This is a genomic window from Rhodopirellula maiorica SM1 (assembly GCF_000346295.1).
Classification (GTDB): domain Bacteria; phylum Planctomycetota; class Planctomycetia; order Pirellulales; family Pirellulaceae; genus Novipirellula; species Novipirellula maiorica.
This window is the reverse complement of sequence record NZ_ANOG01000303.1, coordinates 1-4,856: the sequence shown is the minus strand read 5'-3', so window position 1 is coordinate 4,856 and position 4,856 is coordinate 1. Positions and strand designations below refer to the sequence as shown.

At 55.7% G+C, this 4,856-nt stretch carries 3 protein-coding genes and 1 pseudogene; 1 reads left to right on the top strand and 3 read right to left on the bottom strand.

Annotated elements, in window-relative coordinates; genetic code table 11:
- From RMSM_RS09915 to RMSM_RS38355, 3 genes are all read right to left on the bottom strand, one after another.
- The coding region (locus RMSM_RS09915) for a DUF1501 domain-containing protein (RefSeq protein ID WP_008694951.1) at nt 1-1,176 on the bottom strand (1,176 nt) is incomplete at its 3' end.
- Entirely contained in the window at nt 1,173-2,990 is a 1,818-nt protein-coding gene (locus tag RMSM_RS38360) for a DUF1553 domain-containing protein (protein ID WP_201767018.1), read from the bottom strand. The genes RMSM_RS38360 and RMSM_RS09915, both read right to left, overlap by 4 nt.
- Entirely contained in the window at nt 2,909-4,252 is a 1,344-nt protein-coding gene (locus RMSM_RS38355; RefSeq protein WP_008694949.1) for a DUF1549 domain-containing protein, read from the bottom strand. Before RMSM_RS38355 ends, RMSM_RS38360 begins: the two co-directional genes overlap by 82 nt.
- 266 nt (nt 4,253-4,518) lie before the next feature.
- Here RMSM_RS38355 and RMSM_RS09905 point away from each other — a divergent pair.
- Nucleotides 4,519-4,856 (top strand): annotated as a pseudogene (locus RMSM_RS09905) (enolase C-terminal domain-like protein); the annotation flags it as partial.

Below are 4,856 nucleotides of genomic sequence, written 5' to 3'. Positions count from 1 at the left end.
GTTCTGCTGAAACGGAGTCCGTCCAAACTCGCCGCCCCAGATCACCAACGTGTCCTCGAGCAATCCTCGCTGCTGCAAATCCTTGACTAGCGCCGCCGACGGGGCGTCGGTATCTTGACACTGAATTTCAAGCTGAGTGTCCAGATTGGTGTGTTGATCCCAACCGGCGTGCATCAATTGGATGAACCGGCACCCCCGCTCGGCCAACCGACGTGCCATCAAGCAGTTGTAGGCGAAGCTGCCTTTCTCTTGAACTTGCGGTCCATACATATCAAGCACGTGTTGTGGTTCGTCTCGCATGTCGGTCAACTCAGGCACCGACGACTGCATCTTGTACGCCATCTCGTATTGTGCGATCCGCGCCGCAATTTCAGGATCCCCGATCCGATCCAAATTCATCTGGTTCAGCGCCGCCAAATCGTCGAGTTGCGTCCGCCGCGTCGATCGGCTAATTCCGTCTGGATTAGAAAGATACAACACCGGATCGCCGGCACCACGAAACTTGACGCCTTGGTACTTGCTGGGCAAAAAACCGTTGCCCCAATAGAAGTCGTAAAAAATTTGGCCACATGAAGCTTGGCGATCACGGCTGGTCATGACCGTAAAGGCGGGTAAGTTCTCGGTCTCACTGCCTAATCCATACGTCAACCATGCACCGACGCTCGGTTTGCCAGGCAATTCGGATCCGGTCAAAAAGTAAGTGATCGCCGGAGCATGATTGACTTGCGTCGTTCTCATTGACTGGACAAAACAAAGATCGTCAACGATTTCAGCCGTGCGAGGCAGAAAGTTGTCGGCAACCCATTTGCCACATTCGCCATGACGAGCGAACTTCGTGATCTCTGGCAAAAACGCCTTTTCTTGCGACGCGGTCATGGTACTGAAACGCTTGCCCGCGGTCAGTTCATCCGGCAATCCTTTCCCCGCCAGCTCGCTGAGTTTGGGTTTGTAATCAAACAGATCGACATGTGAGGGACCGCCGTTCTGAAACAGATAGATTACTCGTTTCGCTTTGGCTGGAAAATTCGGAAGCCTAGGTGCCGCCGGATCCGGTAGCGACGCACTGGCTTTGTTACCGATCAGCGTGCTCAGTGCGGCCGCGCCCACGCCCAGCCCCATCTTGCCCAACAGCTGACGGCGGGTCACCAAGGCTGCGTGTTCTTGGATTGGGTTCATGGTTTCACCAATACTTCGTCGAGATTCATCAGTGTGTTGTAAAGGGTCGTGTAAGCCGCATGTTCAGCCGGGTCGAGCGATGTGTCACGCGGTTGATCGCCGATCGCCAATAGCTCAGCGGCTTCCTGCGGCAATTTGCGATACTGGTCGACGTAGGCATCGACACGCATGGTTAACAGTTCGAGTTCTGCCGGAGTGGGTGGCCGCGAAGTCAGATTGACGAACGCTGCGGTAATCCGATCAAGCTTGTTTTTGTGCTCGTGGATCATTCGCTCGGCCAACACCCGAGCCGCTTCGACATAGGTGATGTCGTTTAACGTGGTCAGCGCGTGCAGCGGCGTGTTGGTCAAATTCGTTTCGACTTCGCACGTTTGTCGCTTCGCCGAATCAAAGAACACCGTTGGCCCCACGATTCGCCGCCAAAATGTATAGAGCGAACGGCGATATAGTTTGTCGCCCGTATCGGTTTGGTAGCGTATTTTGCCAAATGTTGCTTCGGCCCAAATCCCATCCGGTTGATACGGTTTGACGGGCGGACCGCCGATGGATCGGTTCAGCAACCCGCTGGCCGCTAAGGCATGGTCCCGTATCATCCACGAGGGCATACGATAGCGTGGTGCCCGCGAAAGTAGCCGATTGTCGGGATCGTTTTCGAGCAACTCCGACGTGACATGAGACGATTGACGATACGTCTCGCTGGTCACAATCAGCCGGTGCATTTCCTTGACATCCCAGCCTGACTCGACAAATTCAACCGCCAACCAATCCAGCAATTCGGGGTGAGTGGGCTGCGTGCCCTGCAATCCGAAATCGTCCATTGTCGAAACGATCCCACGTCCAAAAAACGTTTGCCAATAACGGTTCACGATCACGCGGGCGGTCAGTGGATTCTGTGGCGAGACGATCCAGCGGGCGAGATCGAGACGTGTCGGCGGCGTCCCGTCTGACTTTTCAGGTAGCGGCGGCAGCATGCCAGGCACATCGGCGACCACCTTCTGATCCGTCACGTCATTGTAGATTCCTTTGACAAGCACGAACGTTTCGCGAGGTTTTTCACGCGTGTCCATGACCATCACTTTGACCGGTTTCGCATCGGATTGCAGCTTGGCGAAATCGCGACGGGCCGCAGCAAGTTTGCGAGCAATTTCATCGGTCGGTCCCCAGTGATACATACGAAAATGCTCTCGCAGTGCCGCTCGATCCGCATCGTTTCGCTGCTGAGGATTTTTTCGCAAGATCGCAGCAACCTTGGCATCATCCCCCTCGGGCTGTTTTTCATCGGTTGCGCTCATACGAAACAGAGCAAGCGTATGGTGCGTATGCTGCGATTCAAAACGAAGTTTGACACTCAGCACTGTCTCGTCATCCAATTGGAACGGTTGCTGAAAAAAGAACTCGGCCCACCGAGGCTCTTTCTTGGTGTGCCCGCTGACGGACCAACCGTTGTCTTTTCCGGTTTTGCCATCAATCGCCTCGCTAACCGGCAGCCCAGCTTGGGAAAAATCGGCCTCGGCGCGGGCCAACTTGATCGGCGTCCCTTTGACGTCAGGCCGATTAGCGGGACGAGCGACGACTTCGATTTCGCTCAGCACGAAGTTGCCCTTTTCGTCTCGCCCGGCCCCTTTGCCAGGCGACTCGGGGTCCACCATGGCATCAAGTCGGATGCCGCTGATGCGATCCAACGGAGGTGAAAATGCAAGTTCATAGACATCATTTTCAGGACGTTCACCGGTCACATGCAGCGACAAATCGTCTCGTTGCGTGATCGTGGCCCCCCCGTCGAACGCGACTCGGTCGCAGCAAGCGGCTGCCACTGCTGAGAATCCTCATCCAAACTCGCTTCGTTCCAGGGCAATTCCCAAGCCGCTTGTGCCGCATCGGCTTCGTCCGAAGCCGCCAACAGTTGTGCCGTCAATTGATCGACCTGACGCTGCTGCTGATCCAGCTTTCGACGTGCATCGACGGGCACATAGTCCATTGCCGGAGGTACCGCGAGCCCACCGACGATGCGTCCTTCCTCGGACGTCTGGTTGAAAAAGTCGGTAAAGGCAAAGTAATCCAGGTTAGACGTCGGATCAAACTTGTGATCATGACACCGTGCACACTGAAGCGTTAGCCCTAGCCAAACCGTGCCTGTTGTTTCGGTACGATCAAACACGTTATCGACTCGCGTCTCTTCGGCGATTCGGCCTCCTTCGCCATTGTGCATGTGATTGCGATTGAATCCAGATGCGAGCTGTTGTTCGGGCGTCCGATCGGGAAGCAAATCGCCGGCGATTTGTTGGATTGTAAACTGATCGAACGGCATGTTTTCGTTCAGCGCATTGACCACCCAATCACGCCACGGCCACATCGAACGCACCGGATCGCCTTGGTAACCGCTGGTGTCGGCATAGCGTGCCGCATCGAGCCAAGGCCACGCCATCCGCTCGCCATAATGAGGCGACTGTAACAACCGGTCGACGAGCTTGCCGTAGGCGTCAGCGGATTCATCGTTTAGAAAAGCGTCCACTTCCGCAGGCGTCGGCGGCAATCCGATCAAATCCAACGTCACTCGGCGAATCAGAGTCCGGCGGTCGGCTTCGCCGGAGGGTCGCAAACCGTGTTGTTCGAGACGATTGTGGACGAAGTAATCGATTGGATTCGCTGCCGACTTGGGCACTTGCGGACGCACAGGCGGCTCGAACGCCCAGTGATTTCCCCATTCGGCTCCTTCGGCGATCCAGCGGCGGAGAATATCGATCTCCGATTGGCTGAGCGGCTTGCGATGCGACTGCGGCGGAGGCATCAACATGTCTTCGTCGTCGGTGAGGATCCGCGACAGCAGTTCGCTTTCATCAGGCTGCATCGGTACGACCGCCCCGATCTCGTCCACCGCTGATTCGCGTTGATCCAACCTTAAATCGGCTTCCCGATGTTCTTCGTCGGGACCGTGACAATGAAAACAACGGTCCGACAAAATCGGCAACACGTCCCGACTAAACCGCACCGGTTCATCCGCAGCACGGACACGGTGAGCTATCAGCGGGGAAACGGACAACAGCAACAATAGGGTGGGAATGCGTGGTGGGATCATGCAAGCCAGTTTAAACGACAACGCCGGCGGTTTGCATGCGAGTTTGCGTTGCTTCGTGCTGGATTTTTGACATCGCAAATTACAATATTGCGTTTCAGCCCCATTTTGTGATCTTTCGGACGTTGATCAAGTGGTGTTGGTCCACGTGATCCCCCCTTCGGTCTCGATTTTTTGGTCGGTCTCGATTTTTTGGCTTGCGTGACGACGAGCCTACGTGACGCTAAGATGGTTTGCCGCTCACACCGCCCCCCACACTTGGTTCCCGAATGCCTCATCGCCGCATCCAAATCACCTCGGCAAACGTTTTCGATCTTCGCGTTCCGACCTCCGATCAAATGCTAGGGTCCGATCCCTTTCATCTACAGCCCGACTATTCGTCGGCGGTTTTGCACTTGGAAACCAACACGGGACTGCGAGGCGTTTCGATTGTCTTTACCGTCGGTGCCGGCACCGATTGGGTTTGTCACGGTATCAAAGATCTGTGCCAATTACTGATCGGGATGACGCTCGATCAGTTCGCAGAATCTCCGATCACCTTGTATCGACGGCTGATCGATCACCACCAGCTGCGTTGGCTGCACGATGGCGTTTTCGCATGGCCGCC